Raw genomic sequence first — 19,911 nt, forward strand, 5'->3', positions numbered from 1 at the left:
TCCTCCCGGCGATCGGGGGCGGCACGCCTGTCGGCCGGAAACGGCAAACGCCCGGACCGTTTCCGATCCGGGCGCCTGCGTGACGATCGCTCGTCAGCCCCCAATTTTCCCGCTCTCGCCCCGGCCTCTATGGGCGGGCGTAAGAGCATTCCCCGAACCACGGCCTTGCCTGTGTTCCAGCAAGTTCGTGCTAGGTCGCCGAACCCGTTTTGTCACGGGGCGAGTGGCTCCGCCAACACGATTGCGTCGCGGATGTGGATTCCATGCAACAACGCCGCCGGTGTTGCGTCGCTCCGGCCCGCCACGTACAGCCGACGGCGATGATCCTTTCCCGATATGAGCGAATGATCGCCCGACGCTATCTGCTGCCGGGAAAGGGGGAGGGGTTCATCTTCCTCGTCGCCTCGATCAGCCTGGTGGCGGTGATGCTCGGCGTCGCCGCGCTCATCATCGTCATGAGCGTGATGAACGGCTTCCGGGCCGAGCTGTTCGACAAGATCGTCGGCCTGAACGGCCACGCGGTCGTCCAGGGCGTGGGCGGCCGGCTGCCCAACTGGCGCGAGGTGGTGGAGCAGGCCCGCGCCACGCCGGGCGTCACCCGTGCGGTGCCGCTGATCGAACAGCCGCTCGCCGCCACCTATGGCGGCCGGTCGGAGGCCGTGCTGGTCCGCGGCATGCGCATCGCCGACATCCGCTCGAACGCGACACTGGGCGGCAAGGTGATCATGGGATCGCTGGCGGGCATTACTCCCAACAGCGGCACGATCGCGATCGGCAGCCGCCTGGCGGAGGCATTGGGCGCGCAGGTCGGCAGCGAGATATCGCTGTTCAGTCCGCAGGGGCAGTCGACGCCGTTCGGCACGGTTCCGCGGATCGTCAGTTACCGGGTCGGTGCGATCTTCGAGATCGGCATCTACGATTACGACAAGGCGTATGTCGTCATGCCGATCGAGGACGCGCAGACACTTCTGCTGATGGGCGATGCCGCGGGCATGGTCGAGGTGCAGACCGTCGATGCCGATCGCGTCGCCGACATCCTCCGCCCGCTTGCCGCCCGGATCGGCGGCAACGCGGTCATCAGCGACTGGCGCACCATGAACGCCCAGCTGTTCGAGGCGCTGGCGGTAGAGCGGGTGGCGATGTTCACGGTGCTGTCGATCATCATCCTAGTCGCGGTCTTCAACATCCTGTCGTCGCTGATCATGCTGGTCCGCGCCAAGACGCGCGACATCGCCATTCTGCGGACCATGGGTGCGACGCGGGGCGGGCTGATGCGCATCTTCATGGTGGTCGGCACCACCATCGGCGCGCTCGGCACGCTCGCCGGGCTGGCGCTGGGCGCGGTGTTCCTCTTCTATCGCCAGGGCGTGGTGAACTTCGTCCAGCTCGTCACCGGCCAGAACCTGTGGGATCCCTCGATCCGCTACCTGACCGAACTGCCCTCCAAGACCGATCCGGTCGAGGTGATGGTGATCGCCGGCATGGCGCTGGTCTTCTCCTTCCTCGCGACGCTCTACCCGGCGTGGAAGGCGGCGAGCACCGATCCCGTACAGGTGCTCCGCTATGAATGACGCCGTCCTCCAGCTGACCGCCCTCTCGCGCAGCTTCACCCAGGGCGGCGAGACGATCGAGGTGCTGCGCGGCGTCGACCTGACGATCGCACCCGGAGAGATCGTGGCGCTGCTCGGTCCGTCCGGGTCGGGCAAGTCCACCCTCCTCCAGGCGGTCGGCCTGTTGGAAGGCGGCTTCGACGGATCGATTCGCATCATGGGGGAGGAGGCGGCGAAGCTCGATGCCCATGGCCGCACCGTGGTGCGGCGCGACCGGCTCGGCTTCGTCTACCAGTTCCATCATCTGCTGCCCGACTTCAACGCGACCGAGAACGTGGTCCTGCCGCAGCTGGTCCACGGCGCGCAGCGGGCCGCCGCGGACGATCGCGCCGCCTCGTTGCTGACGGCGCTCGGCCTCGGCCATCGCCTGACCCACCGTCCCAGCCAGTTGTCCGGCGGCGAACAGCAGCGCGTCGCCGTCGCCCGTGCGCTCGCCAACCGGCCCGCGCTGGTGCTTGCCGACGAACCCACCGGCAATCTCGACGAGAACACCGCCGATATCGTGCTGGCGGAGTTCCTTCGCCTCGTCCGCGGCGAAGGATCGGCGGCGCTGGTCGCCACCCATAACGAGCGACTCGCCCGCAAGATGGACCGGGTCGTACGGCTACACGAAGGAAGGTTGCAGTGACCGACTGGCGCACCGCCCCGACGCTGACCGGACGCCACGTCACCCTGCGTCCGCTCGATGCCGGCGATCTGGAGGCGCTGACCGCCGCGGCGCGGACGGACGATCTGTGGGACACCTTCTACGCCAACGTGGCCCAGCTGAAATCGCCAGCCCGCTGGTGGGATGCCGCCCGGCCCCAGCAGGATGCGGGCCGCGCGCTGCTGTTCGCCGTGCTCGACGCCGATGGGGAGGTGGTGGGCACCACCCGCTTCATGCGGATGAACGAGGCGCATCGCCGGCTGGAACTCGGCGGCACCTTCTACGCCACCCGCGTCCAGCGGACGGGCGTGAATACCGAGGCGAAGCGGCTGCTGCTCGCCCACGCGTTTGACGTCCTTGGCTGCCAGTGCGTCCAGATCCGCACCGACGCGCTGAACCTGAACAGCCAGCGCGCGATCGAGCGGTTGGGCGCGAGGAAGGACGGCGTGCTGCGCGGCCACCAGATCGTCGATGGCCGGCTGCGCGACAGCATCGTCTACTCGATCCTTGATCGCGAATGGCCGGGCGTGCGCCAGAACCTCGACTTCCTGATGCGCCGTCACGATCGGTGACGATCACCGACTTCACCGTTCGCACGCCCGCCGGCAGCGCCGATCTGGCGACCTATGCGGGCCGGGTGCTGCTCATCGTCAACACCGCATCGCAATGTGGCTTCACGCCGCAATATGCCGGGCTGGAGGCGCTCCACCGTCGCTATGGCGAACGGGGTCTGGCGGTGCTGGCGTTCCCCTGCAACCAGTTCGGCGCGCAGGAGCCCGGCGATGCTGCCGAGATCGCCGGCTTCTGCTCGCTGACCTACGGCGTGACCTTCCCGATCTTCGCCAAGGTCGACGTGAATGGCGCCAACGCGGATCCCTTGTTCGAGGCGCTGAAGACGGCAGCTCCCGGGCTTCTCGGGTCGAAGGCGATCAAGTGGAACTTTACCAAGTTCCTCGTCGACCGCTCGGGGCGGCAGGTCCGCCGCTATGCCCCGACGACCAAACCGGAGGAGCTTGCCGCCGATATAGAGGCGCTGCTGTAGGCGACGATCAGCCGGGCACGGCGAAGGCGGCGGCACCCCGGCGATCGCCCATTCCCGCGACGATCGATGTGATGCCGCCGAACAGGAAGCTGATGCCCAGGATATATCCCGGCAGGGTCAGTGCCGAATAGGGGAGGGTCGCGAAAACGAATGCCGCCAGGATCAGGTTGACCACACCCAGCGCGATCATCATCCCGCGTCCGCGCCGCATCCGCATTCCCCACGCGATCTCCAGCGCACCGCGCACCGCCAGCCACGTGGTGATCAGCAGCGTCAGCGACAGGGCGCCGGTCGCGGGTTCGAACGCCATGATTGCGCCGATCAGCAGCGATACGATACCGAACCCGATCGCATAGCCGCGGCCGTCATGGCCCCGGCCGAACGCCCCGGCCGCGATCGACACCACGCCTGCCGCCATGAAGAAGGCGCCGATGACCAGCGTCGCTGCCAGTGTCGCGGCGAACGGCCAGACGAACGCCGCCACGCCGAGCAGGACGGACAGCACTCCATAGGCGATGATCCATCCCCATCCCGCACCGGCCGTGCCGGTCGTGTCGCGCATCATGTCCGTCATCGTTCGCAGCCCTGATCGTTCGGCCGCGCAACGGCCTGCCGCAACCACGGTTCCGTCGTCCGCTTCGCCGCTGGTCGAATCGGGTGCCCGCGCCTAGGTTGTGGCGATGCATTCAGGGTTCGTGCCGCTCCGTATCTTCTCTTCCTTCACGATGCTGGACGGCGCGATCGATCCCAAGGCGATCGCCACCCAGGCGAAGAAGCTCGGCTTCCCCGCCGCCGCGCTCACCGATCGCAACGGCCTCTATGCGGCGATGGCCTTTTCCGATGCAGCGAAGAAGGGCGGCGTGCAGCCGATCATCGGCACCATGCTGGGCATCTGCCGCCCCGACATGCCCGAGGGCGTGTCGATCCCGCTCGACTGGATCGCGCTCTATGCGCAGGACAAGCGTGGATACGACAATCTGTGCGCGCTGGTGTCGGCCGCCCATCTCGACCGCCCGATCGAGCAACTGCCGCATGTCTCGATCGACACGCTCGCCCGTCACGCGGACGGCCTGCTGGCGCTGACCGCCGGCGGGGAGGGGGCGATCGCCCGCCTGTTCGCCGAGGACCAGCCGGCCCGCGCCGCATCCTATTGCGACCGGCTTCAGGCGATCTTTGGCGACCGCCTGTTCATCGAGATCTGCCGCCGCACCGACCCGGTCGAGATCGCCGCGGAGGCGGCACTGATCGACCTGGCCTATGATCGCAATCTGCCGCTGGTGGCGACCAACCCGTGCTGCTTTGCCGAATCGAGCTTCGGCGACGCCCATGATGCCATGCTCTGCATCGCCAACTCGACCTATGTCGAAACGGAGGAGCGTCCGCGAAGCTGCCCCGATGCCTGGCTGAAGCCGGCCGACCAGATGAAGGCGCTGTTCGCCGACCTGCCCGAGGCGATCGCCAACACGCTGGTCGTCGCGCAACGCTGCGCGGTGATGGCGCCCAGCCGCAAGCCCATTCTGCCGACGCTCGCCGGCGATCTCGCCGGGGAAGCCGACATGCTCCGCCGCGATGCCGAGGCGGGCTTGGAGGCGCGGCTGGACCGCATCGCCGAACTCCGCACGCTGAAGGGCGAGCCGGACGGTGCACCCGGCTGGCGCGACGGGTATCGCGAGCGGCTGGCGTTCGAGGTCGACGTGATCGTCCAGATGGGCTTTCCCGGCTATTTCCTGATCGTCGCCGATTTCATCAAATGGGCGAAGGATCACGACATCCCCGTCGGCCCGGGCCGCGGTTCGGGTGCCGGCTCGGTCGTCGCCTGGGCGCTGACCATCACCGATCTCGATCCGCTCCAGCTCGGCCTATTGTTCGAGCGGTTCCTGAACCCCGAACGCGTGTCGATGCCCGACTTCGACATCGATTTCTGCGAAACCCGGCGTGGCGAGGTCATCCGCTACGTCCAGGAGAAATACGGCCGCGATCAGGTCGCGCAGATCATCACCTTCGGTAAGCTGAAGGCACGCGCCGTGCTGAAGGACACCGGCCGCGTCCTCCAGATGAGCTACGGTCAGGTCGATCGCCTCGCCAAGCTGGTGCCGAACCACCCCACCGATCCCTGGGACCTGAAGCGCGCGCTGAACGGCGTGCCCGAGCTCGCCAAGGAGTACAGCAACGACAATCAGGTTCGCCGCCTATGGGATCTGGCGACCAAGCTGGAGGGGCTGCCGCGCCACTCGTCGACGCACGCCGCAGGCGTCGTCATCGGCGACCGGCCACTGGCCCAGCTCGTCCCTCTCTACCGCGATCCCCGGTCGGACATGCCCGTCACCCAGTTCGACATGAAATATGTCGAGGGCGCCGGACTGGTGAAGTTCGACTTCCTCGGCCTGAAGACGCTCTCGGTCCTCCAGAAGGCGGTCCAGCTCCTCGCCAAGCGCGACATCCACGTCCAGCTCGACGCGCTCGAGTGGGACGATCCCAAGGTCTATCAGCTGCTCCAGCGCGGCGACACGGTCGGCGTGTTCCAGCTGGAATCAGAGGGGATGCGCCGCACGCTGTCGGCGGTCCGCCCGACCAATTTCGGCGACATCATCGCGCTCGTCTCGCTCTATCGGCCGGGACCGATGGACAACATCCCCAGCTTCGGTCGCCGCAAGCAGGGGACGGAGCCGATCGTCTACCCGCACAAGCTGCTCGAGGGGATCCTGTCGGAAACCTACGGCATCTTCGTCTACCAGGAACAGGTGATGCAGGCGGCGCAGGTGCTCGCCGGCTATTCGCTGGGCGGCGCCGACCTGCTGCGTCGCGCGATGGGCAAGAAGATCAAGGCCGAGATGGACGCCCAGCGCGCCACCTTCGTCGAGGGGTGCGAGAGCGCGAACGGCATCGCCAAGGGCAAGGCGAACGAGCTGTTCGACCTGATCGACAAGTTCGCCGGCTACGGCTTCAACAAGTCGCACGCCGCCGCCTATGCACTCCTCGCCTATCAGACCGCGTGGCTGAAGGCGCATCATCCGCATGAATTCTACGCCGCGTCGATGTGCTACGACATGGCGCTCACCGACAAGCTCGGCATCTTCGTCGAGGATGCGCGCCGCGCCGGCGTGGCCATGCTGCCGCCCTGCATCAACGCCAGCCAGCCCGATTTCGACGTCGAGCAGGACCCCGCCGGCGAACTCGGCGTCCGCTTCGCGCTGGGCGCGCTGAAGTCGGTCGGCGAGGGTGCGATGGAAAAGCTGGTGGTCGAGCGTGCCAACGGCGCCTTCCTCACGCTCGACGATCTGTCCACCCGTGTCGATCCGCGCCTGCTCAACAAGCGCCAGCTCGAAACCCTCGCCGCGGCCGGTGCCTTCGACGGGATCGAGCCCAACCGCGCCGGCGTCCATGCGGTCGCGGAGACCATCCTGGCCGTCGCGGCGCGTACCCATCAGCAGAAGATCAGCGGGCAGGGGGGCCTGTTCGGCGATTCCAGCCATGCCGGCGACACGATCAAGCTGCCGCTGACCGCACGCTGGTCGCTCGCCGAGCGGATGGAGCAGGAGAAGGAGGCGTTCGGCTTCTACTTCTCCGCTCACCCGGTCGACCGCCACGCGCATCTCGCCCGCATCCACGGCGCCCGCAGCTTCGCCTCGCTGACCAAGCTGATCATCCCCGACGACGGCAGCCGCGCCGGCGCGACGATGGCCGTCCTGGTCGAGGATGCCCGCTGGCGCACCTCTGCCCGGGGCAAGCGCTACATGATGGCGCAATGCTCCGATGCCAGCGGCCAGTTCATGGCGACGTGTTTCGACGACATGGTCGCCGGTGACCTGGAAGAGGCCGCGCGGGAAGGAGGTTGCGGCCTCGTTACGGTCGAACTCGATCGTCGCCCCGGCGAAGAGGCGCCGCGCGTCTCGATCAAGCGCATCCAGCCATTCAACACCCTCGCCAACACCGCCCGCTTCGTGCTGGAGGTGGAGGTGGCAGACTCCGCCGCCTTCGCCGCGCTGGCCGCCCTGCTCGCCGATCATCGCGGCGCCCGCGGCGAGGTGAGGGCGATGGCGCCCGATGGTTGTGCCCTGCTGCTGGGCCGCGACTTCCTGCTCGATGCGGAACTGGTCGGCCATGTCGAGACGATACCCGGCATCGCCCGCGCCGCGATGAAGGCGTCGGAAACACGGCTCGCGCTGGTCGGGTAAGGGGGATCGATCCCGGCGGAAGCAGCGGCCGTGACCCGTCCGCGCCGCGCAAGGTCGAAGCACAGCCCGTCAGCGGACGTCTATATCGACTGCGCTAAGCGCCAATGGCTATGCTTCGATCCTGGCAGGCCGTTCTAGAGTCACCGTCGATCAGCTTTATACAGTCGTCATCCCGGACTTGATCCGGGATCCCGCTGAACGGGGGACCAGCGGGACCTCGGATCAAGTCCGGGGTAACGATGCTGTTGACCAGATCTGATCGAAATCCAGTCTAGAGTGTGAGTCATCAAAGATGGAGCGCCACCCCGGCGAAGGCCGGGGCCCAGCTGGGATGGCCAGCTTAACGATGCGCAACGACCGTCTCCGCGGCTCCTCCGCTGGACCCCGTCCTCCGCCGGAATGGTGATTGCGAGTGGTTGAACCTAGAGGGATCAGGCCCCACCGGCCGGATCTTTCCAGCCAGATAGTCCGACCTCTCACAATCCAAACGTCTCAGGCGAAGTCGCCGATGTCCTCGTTCTCCGCCGGATCCTTCTTGCCACCGACATCCGAGACGCCGCCCTGCTCACCGGCGTTGTTGCCGTATCCGGCACCTGACTCCTCGCCGTCTTCCATGCCGCCGGCGCCACTGCCGGCACCACCCGCTGCACCCTCGCTCGTGCCCTGATCCCCGTTCACCGGCCGCGGATCCTCGTTCCGGTTTGCGTCATCGCCATTCTGTCCCACGACATTCTCCTGTCCGTTCACGGCGCGGTACGCTCCGCCACATCGACGACAACCAACCAGGTCGGCGAACGTGCCTCAGAACAACTCGCCCTGCGGCCCTGCCGGCGCACGGAACAGGTCGCAGCGCAGCGTCAGCCTCTCCCTGTTCAGCCCATGCTTGCGGCAGGCGATCTGGAAACGGGTCCGCAGCAGGTCCGCCCACGGCCCCGATCCCTTCATCCGCGTATGAAATCCCGGGTCGTTGTCGCGCCCGCCGCGGATCGACTGGACCGTCGCCATCACCTTGCCTGCCCGATCAGGGAAATGCTCGTTGAGCCACGCGCGGAACAGCGGCGCGACCTCCCATGGCAGCCGCACCGGAATGAAGAAGGCGTGCGTGGCACCGGCCTGCGCCGCGCGTTCGATCAGATGCTCGATCTCGTGATCGGTCACCGCCGGGATCACCGGCGCGATCGAGACATAGACCGGCACGCCCGCATCGGCCAGCCGCCGCACCGCCGCCAGCCGCCGCTCCGGATGCGGCGCCCGCGGCTCGACCGTGCCGGCGATCCGCGGGTCGAGCGAGGTGATCGACATGCACACCGCCGCCAGTCCCTTCGCCGCCATCGGCGCGAGCAGGTCCAGATCCCGCACCACCCGGTCGGATTTCGTCGTGATCGTCAGCGGATGATCGGCCGCCGCCAGCACTTCGACGATGCCCCGCGTGATCCGCCACTCCCGCTCGATCGGCTGGTACGGATCGGTGTTGGTGCCCAGCGCCATCGGCCGCACCTCGTACCCCGGCCGCCGCAGCTCTTCGCGCAGCAGCGCCGCCGCGTCGGGCTTGGCGAACAGCCGGCTTTCGAAATCGAGCCCCGGCGACAGGTCGTGAAACGCATGGCTCGGCCGCGCGAAACAATAGATGCAGCCATGCTCGCAGCCGCGATACGGGTTGATCGAGCGGTCGAACGGCACATCGGGAGAGGCGTTGCGGCTGATGATCGTGCGCGGCCTCTCGACGGTTACCGTCGTACGCAGCGGTGCCAGCGCGCCGTCGATCCCTTCGCGCTCGTCGAGCCAGTCGCCATCCATCTCGATCTGCGGCAACCCGAACCGGTCGCTCTCCGCATTGACGGTTGCCCCTCGACTCGGGCGCGTGGGGCGACGCTCGCGGATCATGCGACCAGCGTAGCGTCACACGGGAACATATCAAGAACAATACGCCAGCCGCATGCAGCTCGTACATGTCTCGCCGGGATCATCGCCGTCGGTAAAGCTAACGAGCCTCGTCGGCGGCGGTGGACCTATCGCTCGAGCAGCCGCGGCATCAGCTCGACGAAGTTGCAGGGGCGATGCCGGCTGTCCAGCTGGTCGCGGAGGATACCGTCCCACGCATCTTTCACCGCCCCGGTCGATCCCGGCAGTGCGAAGATGTAGGTGCCACGCGCCACGCACGCACAGGCGCGCGATTGCACCGTCGAGGTGCCGATCGTGGCATAGCTCAACCACCGGAACAGTTCCCCGAACCCGGGGATCATCTTGTCGGCGACCCGCTCGACCGCCTCGGGCGTCACGTCGCGCCCGGTCACGCCGGTGCCGCCGGTCGTGATGATGCAGTCGACCGCCTCGTCGTCGATCCAGCGGTGCAGCTGCGCGACGATCGCGTCGGTATCGTCGCGCAGGATGACGCGGTCGGCAAGGACGTGGCCCGCCTCCTCCAGCCGAACGACCAGCGTATCGCCGGACCGGTCGTCGGCCATTCCGCGCGTGTCGGATACGGTCAGCACCGCGATCCGCACCGGCAGGAAGTGCCGGCTCTCGTCGATCGGCATCAGTTGGCGGCGGTCATCGTCGGCGGGGCGGCGGCGGCAGTCGCGGTGGCGCTCGGCCGTGCGTCCATCCGCACCGCCGCCGCGCCGGGCAGCCCCGGAAAACGCGGCCACATGCCTTGGGCCAGCGCGTTGCGGCTGACCGACTTCGCCTTGCCGCCCTGCGCCTCGTACATCCAGTAATTGCGCAGCACCGTCGTCACGTAACCGCGCGTCTCCCAGTACGGGATGCTCTCGATATACAGCAGCGGGTCGCCCCCGTCATGGACCAGGCTGTTCCACTCGCCGACCGGCTTCGGCCCGGCGTTGTAGGCGGCGATCACCTTGGGCAGCAGCCCGCCGGTCAGCCCCATGTCGCGCAGCCGCTCCAGATGGCGCTGGCCGATATCGATGTTGGTCGATGGCTTGCCCAGCGCGGCCTTGTCGATCGTCAGCCCCCGCTCGCGACCGAAGTCGGTCGCCGCCGCGGGCATGATCTGCATGAGGCCGTATGCGCCGGCCGGGCTCGTCACCTTGGCGCGGAACCGCGACTCTTCCAGTGCATGGGCATAGACCAGCGCCTTGTCGACGCGCCAGCCGCTGTCGGGCGTCCAGTTCGGGGTCGGATAGCGTGCCTCCGCGGTCGCGGTCACGCCGGCGGGGCAGTTGTGCGCCAGCCAGATCGTCGTCGCCGGCAGGTCGAGCATCTCGGCGACCCGAACCAGGCTGCCGAATTCCGCAGGGCTGCCGATCTTCGCCTGCTGGCGCATCACCGTGTCGGCCAAGTCGGTCTCGCCCAGTTCGGCGAGCGCGGCGGCGACGCGGATGTTGGGACGCCGGTCGATCGCCGCCCAGTCGGCTGCGACCAGCCCGATCTGCGGCTTGCCCCGATCGCGCAGCCCCAGTGCCTGCCGGGCCAGCTGGCCGTAGAAGCTCTCGTCATACTGCGCCGCTGCCTTCAGTCGCGCCTCGACGCGGTCGGGCCGCGCGCACGCCATGTCGGCCCGCGCCGCCCAGTAGAAGCCGGCCGCACGCAGGTCGACATCGCCGGCCCGCGCCGCCACGCCGGCGAACGCATCGCCCGCCGCACGGCAGTCCTGCTGCCGCCACGCCGCCAGTGCCGTCATCCAGCGGCCCTGCACCGCCCAGTCGCCGGCGCCCAGCGCAGCGCGCCCGCCGAGTTCGCGCACCTTCTGGTCGTTGCCGGCGAGGTAGTACATCCAGGCGACCTTGGCCTGCCACTCGGTCGCGGCTTCCGGCGTCAGCCCGCCCGTGCCCGCCAGCAGCGCCTCTGCGCCGACCCCGTCGTCGACCTTCACGAACGGCTGCATGCGGTTGGCAAGGTCGGCGGCGACCAGATCGCTGGCGGTCGCCTTGGCGCGCACCCGGCGCGGTGCGCCGTCCTGCCAGATCAGTCGCTGCGCGGCGGGCAGCGGCGGCAGGTCGCTCGCCCCGCGGGCCAGCGCCAGCCGGCGCAGCGCCTCTGCCTGCGGCAGTTCGGGCGCCTCGTTCAGCAGCCGGACCAGCGCGTCCAGCTCGACCCTGGGCGATCCCTTGGCGGTATAGAGTTCGGCGCGAGCCACCGAGTGGAGCGGCCCCGGCGCCATCGCGTCCAGCCCGATCTGCGCATCCTGCCAGCGCTGCTCGCGGATCGCCGCGAACACCGATCGGTACGCCGATTGCTGCGCCGGCTCCAGCAGGGCAGGCGGGCGTATCGCGGGCGTCGTGCGGGCGTCCACCGACGCCGCGTCGACCGCGGCCGCATCGCCCAGGTCCGGCGTCGCCGCCTGTGCCGCCATGGGCAGTCCGGCCAGGGTCACCGCGATCAACCAGCTACGCATCATGCCGTCTGTTCATCCCGTGTCGTTGCACTCATGTCCGCCACCAGCATCCGCAGGTCGCGCCAGCTTTCCGCCTTCAACGCCGGCCGTTCCATCAGCAGGCGCGGATGCAGGCTGGCGATCACACCGGTTTGTCCCTTCTTATGGTTGAAGGGCTGTAAACGTCCGCGCACCGACTGTCGGTCGGCCGACAACACGGCACGGCTCGTCGCATCGCCCAGCAGCAGCAGCCGTTCCGGCGCGACCAGCTCGACATGGTGGCGGGCGATCTCACCCAGCCGCGCCTCGACCTCCCGGGCAATCCGTCCCGCCGCCGGTCGCCGCGCGCAGACCGCCGCCAGGTGCACCGTCTCGCGCGACAGTCCGATCGCCGCAAGCATCCGGTCCAGCAGCCGCCCGCTCGCGCCGGACAGCAGCGCGCCGGCATCGCCATCCTCCCGCTCGGGGCAATCCACCAGGACCATGACGCGCGCGTCGACGGGCCCGCTCGCCGCTACGGAAATGCCGCTCCATCCCGCTTCCGGCGCCTCCGGTCCCAGCCGCCACGCGGCGAACGCGGCGATGCTGTCGGGCAGGGGATCACCGGGCACTGGGGCATCGGCCGGCGCGGTATCCGCCGGTACCGCAGGCGTCGCCACCGCCAGCCAGTCGCGCACCGCATCGTCGACCAGTACGTCGACGCCGGCGTCGCGCCACCATTCCAGGGCGCTGGCATAATGTGCCGGATCGATGCTTTGATATGCCCCCACGCCGGCTTCATGCTGCAAGGTTGACGGGGCGGTCAACTTGTCGGATCGGCAGGAACGACGGGAAGGTGCCGGGCCGCGCCCGGTGGAGCCCCGGTGAAACGAAGTCCCGCGCGGCTGGAGAAGATGCGATGAGTGAACGCGAGTCGATGCCCTACGACGTGGTGATCGTCGGTGCGGGCCCCGCCGGCCTCTCCGCCGCGATCCGGCTGAAGCAACTGGCGAACGATGCCGGCAGCGAGCTGTCGGTCTGCGTCCTCGAAAAGGGGTCGGAGGTCGGCGCCCACATCCTGTCGGGCGCGGTGATCGATCCGCGCGCGATGGACGAACTGATCCCCGACTGGCGCGATACCGACTGTCCCATGGCGGAAACGCCGGTCGTCGAGAACCATCACTGGGTCCTGACCGAGCGCCGGAAGTTCAACCTGCCGCACCTGTGGACGCCGCCCTTCCTCCATAACAAGGGCACCTATACCTGCTCGCTCGGCAATCTCTGCCGCTGGCTGGCGGGCAGGGCGGAGGAACTGGGCGTCGAGATCTTCCCCGGCTTCGCCGCCGCGGAGATCCTGTTCGACGAGCAGGGCAGGGTGAAGGGCGTCGCGACCGGCGACATGGGCGTGGCGCGCGACGGCACGCACAAGGGCGACTGGCAGCCGGGCCTCGAACTGCACGCTAAGTACACCTTCTTCGCAGAGGGCGTTCGCGGCCATCTGACCAAGGAGGTCATCCGCACCTTCGATCTCGCCCGCGACAGCCAGCCCCAGGTGTACGGCCTGGGCGTCAAGGAATTGTGGGACATCGCGCCCGACAAGCACGTGCCGGGCAAGGTCGTGCATACGCAAGGGTATCCGCTGGGCGACGACGCCAATGGCGGCGGCTGGATCTATCATCAGGCGAACGGCCAGGTGTCGATCGGCTTCGTGACGTGGCTGGGCTACACCAACCCGTACCTGTCGCCCTTCCAGGAAATGCAGAAGTGGAAGACCCACCCTGCCGTCGCCGAGCTGCTCGCCGGCGGCAAGCGCGTCTCCTACGGCGCGCGGGCGATCAACGACGGCGGGTTGCAGTCGATCCCGAAGCTGGTCTTTCCGGGCGGCGCCCTGATCGGCTGCTCGGCGGGCTTCCTCAACGTGCCCCGTATCAAGGGCACGCACGGCGCGCAGAAATCGGCGATGATGGCGGCGGAGGCGGCGTTCGCGGCGGTGCAGGCCGGGCGCGAGCATGACGAGCTGACCGCCTATCCGCAGGCGTTCGACGCCAGCTGGCTCAAGAAGGAACTGTCGGTCGTCCGCAACGTCGTGCCGCTGGTGAAGAAGTTCGGCGATTTCGTCGGCTCGGGCCTGTCGGGCGTCACGATGTGGCTGGAGCATTTCGGGCTGAAGATGCCCTTCACGATGAAGCATCATCCCGATCACGAGAGCCTGTGGCGCAAGGACCTCGTCAAGCCACCCGTCTATCCCAAGGCGGACGGCGTCCTCACCTTCGACCGCCTGTCGTCGGTGTTCCTGTCGAACACCAATCACGAGGAGGATCAGCCGGTCCACCTGACGCTGCGCGATCCGAACATCCCGATCGACTACGACCTGCCGCTCTACGACGAGCCGGCACAGCGCTACTGCCCGGCCGGCGTGTACGAGGTCGTCGGCGTCGAGGAGGGCGATCCCCGGTTCGTCATCAACGCCCAGAACTGCGTCCACTGCAAGACGTGCGACATCAAGGATCCGACCCAGAACATCAACTGGGTCGTGCCGGAGGGCGGCGGAGGACCGAACTATCCGAACATGTGACGGTAGAAGCGACGGCGGCAAAGCTGCACGTCGCTTCTACCGTCCGGCCGGCGGCGCCCGGGCGCCGACCGACGGCGCGGCTTCGCCGCGACGCCCCTTCTGCTATCGCGCCCCGATGATCCAAGAACCCGCCCCCGCCAAGATCAACCTCGCTCTCCATGTCCGCGCCCGCCGCCCCGACGGCTATCACGATCTGGAAACGCTGTTCGCCTTCGCTACCGACGGCGACCTGATCGCGCTCAACATCGCGGCGACAGACCGGTTCGACATCACCGGACCGTTCGGCGATGCACTCGACGCCGCGGGCGACAATCTCGTCCTCCGCGCCCGCGATGCCTTTCGCGATGCCTTCGCCATCGACGCGCGCCATGCGATCACGCTGACCAAGAACCTGCCGATCGCCTCCGGTATCGGTGGCGGCTCGGCGGACGCCGCCGCCACGTTGCGCGCGCTTGCCAGGCTCCACCGGATCGACTTGGCCGACGACCGGCTGATCGGGATGGCCCGCCGCCTCGGTGCCGACGTTCCGGCCTGCCTGCTCGGCCGCACCACGCTCGGCACCGGCACCGGCACCGCACTGGCGGTCCTCGACGGGTTGCCGGGCCTGCCGCTACTCCTCGTCAATCCCGGTGTCGCCGTGTCGACGGCGGCGGTGTTCGCCGGCTGGGACGGGATCGATCGCGGCCCGCTTGCCGGTGGAACGCCGCTGGCGCGCGCACTGGCCGGGCGCAACGATCTGGAGCCGCCCGCCCGCGTGATCGCCCCGACGATCGCCGGGGTGCGCGACCTGCTCGACGCCAGCGCGGGTACCGTACTCTCGCGTATGTCGGGCTCTGGCGCGACCTGCTTCGCGCTGTTCGACAGCGAGGCGGCGCGCGATGCCGCCGCCACCGCGGCGCGTGCACGGGGCTGGTGGACCCTCGCCACCCATGTCGCGAGCGACGATCAGCGGGTACAGTAGAACTTGCCGTCCCGCTTGGCATAGGGGCGGTATCCGGTCGGGCATTCGCGGATCGCGATCACGGTCTGCACGCGCGCCGTCGTGCTGACCCGCTGCTGCCAGCCGACCGGCGCCGTGGTGAAGTTGTAGGTGCCGGTCATCGCGTTGCACGCCGGCGGGTTGCTCTGCTGGTACACGCTCGACTGGCACCAGAAGAACCCGACCGCACTGCCGCAACGGTTGACGTACTGGACGTACGAACTGTCGTAGACGCCGTTGACGATCCGGACGATCTCCGTCGAGATGCACTGCTGCCCGCCGGCCAGTACCTGTGCCTGCGCGGCCGCGGGGGTCGCCGGTACCAGGGCACCGGATGGCAGCAACGCTGCGACGGCAAGTATCGTCTGAACGGCGCGGTACATGGCTGTCTCCCGTCGGGGTCGTCGACCGGCCGCTCCCACGACGCGCCTGCCGGAGCAACCGCGATCATGTCCGTATCGGAGCGACCGGCGATGCTGAAGTTCCCTACTTGTTCTCGGGGAACAGATTGCGTACATAGCGTCGGACGCGTTGCCCCGGCGGCGCACTTGCTCTAGCGATGGGAGCCCCATATGGCCGCCAGTCTGAAAGTGATCGATTCCGTGGCAGTAGCAGCAACCGACCGGCAGAAGGCGCTTGACGCCGCACTGGCCCAGATCGACCGCGCCTTCGGCAAGGGCTCGGCGATGAAGCTGGGTGCGAAGGAGACGATGCAGGTCGAGACGATCTCGACCGGCTCGCTCGGCCTCGACATCGCCCTGGGCGTCGGCGGCCTGCCCCGCGGCCGCGTGATCGAGGTTTATGGTCCTGAATCATCGGGCAAGACCACCCTGGCCCTGCACGTCATCGCCGAGGCGCAGAAGGGCGGCGGCACCGCCGCGTTCGTCGATGCCGAGCACGCGCTCGATCCGGTCTATGCCAAGAAGCTGGGCGTCAACATCGACGAACTGATCGTCTCGCAGCCCGATACGGGTGAGCAGGCGCTGGAGATCGTCGACACGCTGGTGCGATCAAACGCGATCGACGTGCTGGTCGTCGATTCGGTCGCGGCACTGGTCCCGCGTGCGGAAATCGAGGGCGAGATGGGCGACAGCCATGTCGGCCTGCAGGCGCGCCTGATGTCGCAGAGCCTGCGCAAGCTGACCGGCTCGATCAGCCGCTCGCGCTGCATGGTGATCTTCATCAACCAGCTGCGCATGAAGATCGGCGTGATGTACGGCAATCCCGAGACGACGACGGGCGGCAACGCGCTGAAATTCTACGCGAGCGTCCGCCTCGACATCCGCCGTACCGGCCAGATCAAGGACCGCGAGGACATCGTCGGCAACGCCACCCGCGTGAAGGTGGTGAAGAACAAGGTCGCGCCGCCGTTCAAGCAGGTCGAGTTCGACATCATGTACGGCGAGGGCATCTCGAAGATCGGCGAGATCCTCGATCTCGGCGTGAAGGCCGGCCTGGTCGAGAAGTCGGGCAGCTGGTTCAGCTACGATTCGGTACGCATCGGTCAGGGTCGTGAAAACGCCAAGACCTATCTTCGCGACAATTCGGAGATGGCGGACCGCCTCGAAAAGGCGATTCGCCAGCGCACCGAAAAGGTGGCCGAGGAAATGATGACCGGCCCCGATGCCGACGACGATATCTGATCCTGCCCGGGCCCGCCCTCACCGGCGGGCCTTTTCGTATTCGTGCGCGACCGCGTGGCCGTCCGCGGCCTTTGCCGGATGACCGACGCGCTCGACTGGCGGACCCGCGTCGGCGACGTCTGGGCCGCGGAGTGGCACCGGACCGATCGCAGCCTGGCCGATCTCTCCCGCCACCTCGACGCCGCGATCCTCGCTGCCGCGCCCGGCGCGGGCACGGCGCTCGACATCGGCTGCGGTGCCGGCGCCACCAGCCTCGCCCTTTCGACCGCCCGGCCGGACCTGCAGCTGACCGGTGTCGACCTGTCGCCCGCGCTGCTCGCCATTGCCCGGCAGCGGGTGCCCTCCGCCCGTTTCCGCATCGCCGACGCGTCGACGGACCCGATCGGGCCACCGCCCGATCTGCTCGTCTCGCGCCACGGCGTGATGTTCTTCGCCGATCCGCTCGCCGCCTTCACCCGTCTGCGAGCGCAAGCCGGCACGGGCGCCCGACTGGTCTTCTCGTGCTTCGGCCCGGCCGATCGCAATGCCTTCGCCTCCGATCTCCCCGCCGCCCTTTTCGGCATGCCCCCCGCGGCCCCCTCCGGCTATTCGCCCGGTCCCTTCGGGTTCGCCGATCGCGAGTGGGTCGCCCGCATGCTCGCCGATGCGGGCTGGACCGGTGCCACGGCGGACGCCGTGCCGTTCGACTATGTTGCGGGCGCCGGCGTGAATCCGGTCGCCGATGCGGTGTCGTTCCTCACCCGCATCGGCCCGGTCGCGCGCGGCCTTGCCGCGTCGGGCGACCGGCCGTCGCTCGTCGCGCGCCTGACCGACATCCTCGCGCGTTACCGCACCGGAAATCGCGTCGTCCTGCCCGCCTTCGCATGGCTGTGGCAGGCGCGGACGTAGCAGCAAGGGCAGGGGAGCCGTCATGACCATCATCGTCCACCACCTCGAAAACTCGCGCTCGCAGCGCGTGCTCTGGATGCTCGAGGAACTCGGCCTGCCGTACCGGGTCCATCGCTACGAGCGGAACAGGGAAACGATGCTCGCCCCGCCCGAGCTGCGTCAGGTCCACCCGCTCGGCAAGTCGCCGATGATCGAGGACGAGGGCAGGGTGATCGCCGAAACGGGCGCGATCGTCGAATATCTGGTCGAGAAGGCCGATGGCCGGCTCGGCCCGCCGCCGCACCGCGACGCCGCGCTCCGCTACCGGTTCTGGCTCCATTATGCCGAGGGCTCGCTGATGCCGCCGCTTCTGGTCAAGCTGATCCTCGGCCGCGTCCCGCTGATCGGAAAGAAGGCCGCGCAGAAGATCCAGCCGATGATCGACCGCCATCTCGACTATGTCGAGGCCGAGCTCGCCGCCCGTCCCTGGTTCGCCGGCGACGCGATCACGGCCGCGGACATCATGATGAGCTTTCCGCTGGAGGCGGCACGCAGCCGCGCCGGCCTCGACGCCGCCCGGCCCGCCACCATCGCCTGGCTCGCCCGCATCCACGCCCGTCCGGCCTATCAGGCGGCGTTGAGGGCCGGCGGCCCCTACGCCTACGCCTGACCGGCCGTCATCAGGGCCGGGGCGGCGTCTGCCCCGGCTCGATCGCGTCGAAGCTGTCGACGGCCACCGCCGGCCCGCCGCCGCTCGGCGCGGCCGCGGCGACGATGTCGGGGGCCTCGTGCTCGTCCAGTCCGCCCTCCCATTTCGCCACGACGGAGGCCGCGATCGCGTTGCCGACCACGTTCGTCGCCGACCGTCCCATGTCGAGGAAATGGTCGACCGCCAGGATCAGCAGCAGCCCCGCCTCCGGGATCTTGAACAGCGACAGCGTCCCCGCGATCACCACCAGCGATGCCCGCGGCACCCCCGCGATCCCCTTCGACGTCACCATCAGCACCAGCAGCATGGTGATCTGTTCGCCCAGCGACAGGTCGATGCCATATGCCTGCGCGATGAACAGCGACGCGAACGTCATGTACATCATCGACCCGTCGAGGTTGAACGAATAGCCGAGCGGCAGCACGAAGCTGGCGATCCGCGGCGGCACGCCGAACTTGTCCAGCGCCTCCAGCGTCCGCGGATAGGCCGCCTCCGACGAGGCGGTCGAGAACGCCAGGATCAGGGGATCGCGGATATACCGCACCAGCAGCCGCGTCCGCGGCCCGATCAGCGCGAACGCGATGCCGATCAACGCCAGCCACAGCACCCCCAGCCCCAGGTAGAAGCTGCCCATGAAATAGGCCAGGTCGCCCAGCACGCCCGGCCCGCGCTCGGCCAGTGTCGAGGCGACCGCCGCGAACACCGCGACCGGTGCGAAGCGCATGACGTAGTTGGTGATCTGCAACATCACCGCGACCAGCGCCTCGACCGCGCGGACCAGCGGCGCCGCCTTCTCGCCCACGGCGGTGATCGCCACGCCGACGAATATCGAGAAGACGACGATCTGCAGGATCTCGTTGGTCGCCATCGCCTCGATCATCGACTGCGGCACGATGTGCCCGACGAAGGTCTTCAGGTCGAATGCGGTCCGCTCCACCCCGCTCGCCGCGATCGCGGGCGGGATCGGCAATGCCAGCCCGACGCCGGGTTGCAGCACGTTGACCAGGATCAGCCCCAGCGTCAGCGACAACAGGCTGGCGCACACGAACCAGCCCAGGCTCTTGGCGCCCACCCGGCCCAGCGCCGCGGTATCGCCCATATGCGCGATGCCGACGACCAGCGTCGAGAACACGAGCGGCGCGATGATCATCTTGATCAGCCGCAGGAACAGCGTCGTCAGGATCGAGAAATAGCCGGCGATGTCGGTCAGCCGTGCCGCCGACGCCGCCCCGCCGTCGTCGATCGCCAGATGCAGTCCCCATCCGACCACCAGGCCCAGCACCAGCCCGATCATAATCCAGTAAGTGAGCCGCGTGGCCATCCGATACTCCCGACAATCGGTGCGAGCGAAGG

At 68.4% G+C, this 19,911-nt stretch carries 18 protein-coding genes; 10 read left to right on the forward strand and 8 right to left on the reverse strand.

Annotated features, from left to right (window positions below):
* Positions 1–320 precede the first annotated feature (320 nt).
* Genes ABC319_RS03660 through ABC319_RS03675 form a run of 4 tightly spaced genes read left to right on the forward strand, consistent with a single transcriptional unit; the run spans position 321 to position 3,298 of the window.
* Positions 321–1,571 carry a lipoprotein-releasing ABC transporter permease subunit gene (locus ABC319_RS03660; RefSeq protein ID WP_413068929.1) on the forward strand — a complete coding sequence of 417 codons (1,251 nt, stop codon included), beginning with the start codon at positions 321–323 and terminating at the stop codon, positions 1,569–1,571.
* The gene (locus tag ABC319_RS03665; protein WP_413068930.1) at positions 1,564–2,238 is read left to right on the forward strand and encodes an ABC transporter ATP-binding protein; all 675 of its coding nucleotides are present in this window, start codon (positions 1,564–1,566) and stop codon (positions 2,236–2,238) included. The genes ABC319_RS03660 and ABC319_RS03665 overlap by 8 nt, the downstream gene beginning before the upstream one ends.
* On the forward strand, positions 2,235–2,828 hold the full coding sequence (locus ABC319_RS03670; protein WP_413068931.1) for a GNAT family N-acetyltransferase: 594 nt from the start codon (positions 2,235–2,237) through the stop codon (positions 2,826–2,828). The genes ABC319_RS03665 and ABC319_RS03670 overlap by 4 nt, the downstream gene beginning before the upstream one ends.
* Positions 2,774–3,298: a glutathione peroxidase gene (locus tag ABC319_RS03675; RefSeq protein ID WP_413068932.1), complete on the forward strand. Its 525-nt coding sequence runs from the start codon at positions 2,774–2,776 to the stop codon at positions 3,296–3,298. Before ABC319_RS03670 ends, ABC319_RS03675 begins: the two co-directional genes overlap by 55 nt.
* 7 nt (positions 3,299–3,305) lie before the next feature.
* Here ABC319_RS03675 and ABC319_RS03680 read toward each other — a convergent pair whose 3' ends face one another.
* Positions 3,306–3,872 carry an HdeD family acid-resistance protein gene (locus tag ABC319_RS03680; RefSeq protein WP_413068933.1) on the reverse strand — a complete coding sequence of 189 codons (567 nt, stop codon included), beginning with the start codon at positions 3,870–3,872 and terminating at the stop codon, positions 3,306–3,308.
* A gap of 106 nt (positions 3,873–3,978) precedes the next feature.
* Between ABC319_RS03680 and dnaE the strand changes: the two genes are divergently transcribed.
* On the forward strand, positions 3,979–7,473 hold the full coding sequence (dnaE, locus tag ABC319_RS03685; protein WP_413068934.1) for a DNA polymerase III subunit alpha: 3,495 nt from the start codon (positions 3,979–3,981) through the stop codon (positions 7,471–7,473).
* A 492-nt stretch (positions 7,474–7,965) separates the two neighbouring features.
* On the opposite strand, the gene ABC319_RS03690 is transcribed toward dnaE, so the two are convergent.
* From ABC319_RS03690 to ABC319_RS03710, 5 genes are all read right to left on the reverse strand, one after another.
* On the reverse strand, positions 7,966–8,151 hold the full coding sequence (locus ABC319_RS03690) for a hypothetical protein (protein WP_413068935.1): 186 nt from the start codon (positions 8,149–8,151) through the stop codon (positions 7,966–7,968).
* Positions 8,152–8,274: 123 nt separating this feature from the next.
* Entirely contained in the window at positions 8,275–9,357 is a 1,083-nt protein-coding gene (locus ABC319_RS03695) for a PA0069 family radical SAM protein (protein WP_413068936.1), read from the reverse strand.
* Positions 9,358–9,482: 125 nt separating this feature from the next.
* On the reverse strand, positions 9,483–10,010 hold the full coding sequence (moaB, locus tag ABC319_RS03700) for a molybdenum cofactor biosynthesis protein B (RefSeq protein WP_413068937.1): 528 nt from the start codon (positions 10,008–10,010) through the stop codon (positions 9,483–9,485).
* On the reverse strand, positions 10,010–11,830 hold the full coding sequence (locus ABC319_RS03705) for a lytic transglycosylase domain-containing protein (protein ID WP_413068938.1): 1,821 nt from the start codon (positions 11,828–11,830) through the stop codon (positions 10,010–10,012). Before ABC319_RS03705 ends, moaB begins: the two co-directional genes overlap by 1 nt.
* The gene (locus tag ABC319_RS03710) at positions 11,827–12,576 is read right to left on the reverse strand and encodes a uracil-DNA glycosylase family protein (protein WP_413068939.1); all 750 of its coding nucleotides are present in this window, start codon (positions 12,574–12,576) and stop codon (positions 11,827–11,829) included. Before ABC319_RS03710 ends, ABC319_RS03705 begins: the two co-directional genes overlap by 4 nt.
* Positions 12,577–12,704: 128 nt before the next feature.
* On the opposite strand from ABC319_RS03710, the gene ABC319_RS03715 reads away from it, so the two are divergent.
* Positions 12,705–14,360 carry an electron transfer flavoprotein-ubiquinone oxidoreductase gene (locus tag ABC319_RS03715; RefSeq protein ID WP_413068940.1) on the forward strand — a complete coding sequence of 552 codons (1,656 nt, stop codon included), beginning with the start codon at positions 12,705–12,707 and terminating at the stop codon, positions 14,358–14,360.
* A 115-nt stretch (positions 14,361–14,475) separates the two neighbouring features.
* Positions 14,476–15,321, forward strand: a complete 846-nt coding sequence (locus tag ABC319_RS03720) for a 4-(cytidine 5'-diphospho)-2-C-methyl-D-erythritol kinase (protein ID WP_413068941.1) — start codon at positions 14,476–14,478, stop codon at positions 15,319–15,321.
* Here the strand turns inward: ABC319_RS03720 and ABC319_RS03725 are convergent.
* Positions 15,306–15,722 carry a hypothetical protein gene (locus ABC319_RS03725; protein WP_413068942.1) on the reverse strand — a complete coding sequence of 139 codons (417 nt, stop codon included), beginning with the start codon at positions 15,720–15,722 and terminating at the stop codon, positions 15,306–15,308. The two genes, ABC319_RS03720 and ABC319_RS03725, sit on opposite strands and share 16 nt — an antisense overlap.
* Positions 15,723–15,911: 189 nt before the next feature.
* On the opposite strand from ABC319_RS03725, the gene recA reads away from it, so the two are divergent.
* The 3 genes from recA (at position 15,912) to ABC319_RS03740 (ending at position 18,519) form a co-directional block, all read left to right on the forward strand.
* Positions 15,912–16,982, forward strand: coding sequence for a recombinase RecA (gene recA, locus ABC319_RS03730; RefSeq protein ID WP_413068943.1), 1,071 nt, complete (start codon positions 15,912–15,914; stop codon positions 16,980–16,982).
* Positions 16,983–17,060: 78 nt separating this feature from the next.
* Positions 17,061–17,870, forward strand: coding sequence for a class I SAM-dependent methyltransferase (locus tag ABC319_RS03735; RefSeq protein ID WP_413068944.1), 810 nt, complete (start codon positions 17,061–17,063; stop codon positions 17,868–17,870).
* 22 nt (positions 17,871–17,892) lie between these two features.
* Entirely contained in the window at positions 17,893–18,519 is a 627-nt protein-coding gene (locus ABC319_RS03740) for a glutathione S-transferase family protein (RefSeq protein ID WP_413068945.1), read from the forward strand.
* Between the two features lie 10 nt (positions 18,520–18,529).
* Here the strand turns inward: ABC319_RS03740 and ABC319_RS03745 are convergent, their stop codons facing one another.
* Positions 18,530–19,879 (reverse strand): dicarboxylate/amino acid:cation symporter, encoded by a 1,350-nt coding sequence (locus ABC319_RS03745; RefSeq protein WP_413068946.1) that lies wholly within the window; start codon positions 19,877–19,879, stop codon positions 18,530–18,532.
* Positions 19,880–19,911 lie beyond the last annotated feature (32 nt).

The sequence above is a fragment of the Sphingomonas phoenicis genome (assembly GCF_047238005.1).
Classification (GTDB): Bacteria; Pseudomonadota; Alphaproteobacteria; order Sphingomonadales; family Sphingomonadaceae; genus Sphingomonas.

Excerpts from the sequence above, each read along its gene's own strand:
- ABC319_RS03680 (WP_413068933.1), bottom strand. The coding sequence starts at position 3,872 with ATGACGGACATGATGCGCGACACGACCGGCACGGCCGGTGCGGGATGG.
- ABC319_RS03675 (WP_413068932.1), top strand. The coding sequence starts at position 2,774 with ATGGCCGGGCGTGCGCCAGAACCTCGACTTCCTGATGCGCCGTCACGA.
- ABC319_RS03660 (WP_413068929.1), top strand. The coding sequence starts at position 321 with ATGATCCTTTCCCGATATGAGCGAATGATCGCCCGACGCTATCTGCTG.
- ABC319_RS03715 (WP_413068940.1), top strand. The coding sequence starts at position 12,705 with ATGAGTGAACGCGAGTCGATGCCCTACGACGTGGTGATCGTCGGTGCG.
- ABC319_RS03720 (WP_413068941.1), top strand. The coding sequence starts at position 14,476 with ATGATCCAAGAACCCGCCCCCGCCAAGATCAACCTCGCTCTCCATGTC.
- ABC319_RS03665 (WP_413068930.1), top strand. The coding sequence starts at position 1,564 with ATGAATGACGCCGTCCTCCAGCTGACCGCCCTCTCGCGCAGCTTCACC.
- ABC319_RS03740 (WP_413068945.1), top strand. The coding sequence starts at position 17,893 with ATGACCATCATCGTCCACCACCTCGAAAACTCGCGCTCGCAGCGCGTG.
- ABC319_RS03705 (WP_413068938.1), bottom strand. The coding sequence starts at position 11,830 with ATGATGCGTAGCTGGTTGATCGCGGTGACCCTGGCCGGACTGCCCATG.
- moaB (WP_413068937.1), bottom strand. The coding sequence starts at position 10,010 with ATGCCGATCGACGAGAGCCGGCACTTCCTGCCGGTGCGGATCGCGGTG.
- ABC319_RS03695 (WP_413068936.1), bottom strand. The coding sequence starts at position 9,357 with ATGATCCGCGAGCGTCGCCCCACGCGCCCGAGTCGAGGGGCAACCGTC.
- ABC319_RS03745 (WP_413068946.1), bottom strand. The coding sequence starts at position 19,879 with ATGGCCACGCGGCTCACTTACTGGATTATGATCGGGCTGGTGCTGGGC.
- recA (WP_413068943.1), top strand. The coding sequence starts at position 15,912 with ATGGCCGCCAGTCTGAAAGTGATCGATTCCGTGGCAGTAGCAGCAACC.
- ABC319_RS03725 (WP_413068942.1), bottom strand. The coding sequence starts at position 15,722 with ATGTACCGCGCCGTTCAGACGATACTTGCCGTCGCAGCGTTGCTGCCA.
- dnaE (WP_413068934.1), top strand. The coding sequence starts at position 3,979 with ATGCATTCAGGGTTCGTGCCGCTCCGTATCTTCTCTTCCTTCACGATG.
- ABC319_RS03735 (WP_413068944.1), top strand. The coding sequence starts at position 17,061 with ATGACCGACGCGCTCGACTGGCGGACCCGCGTCGGCGACGTCTGGGCC.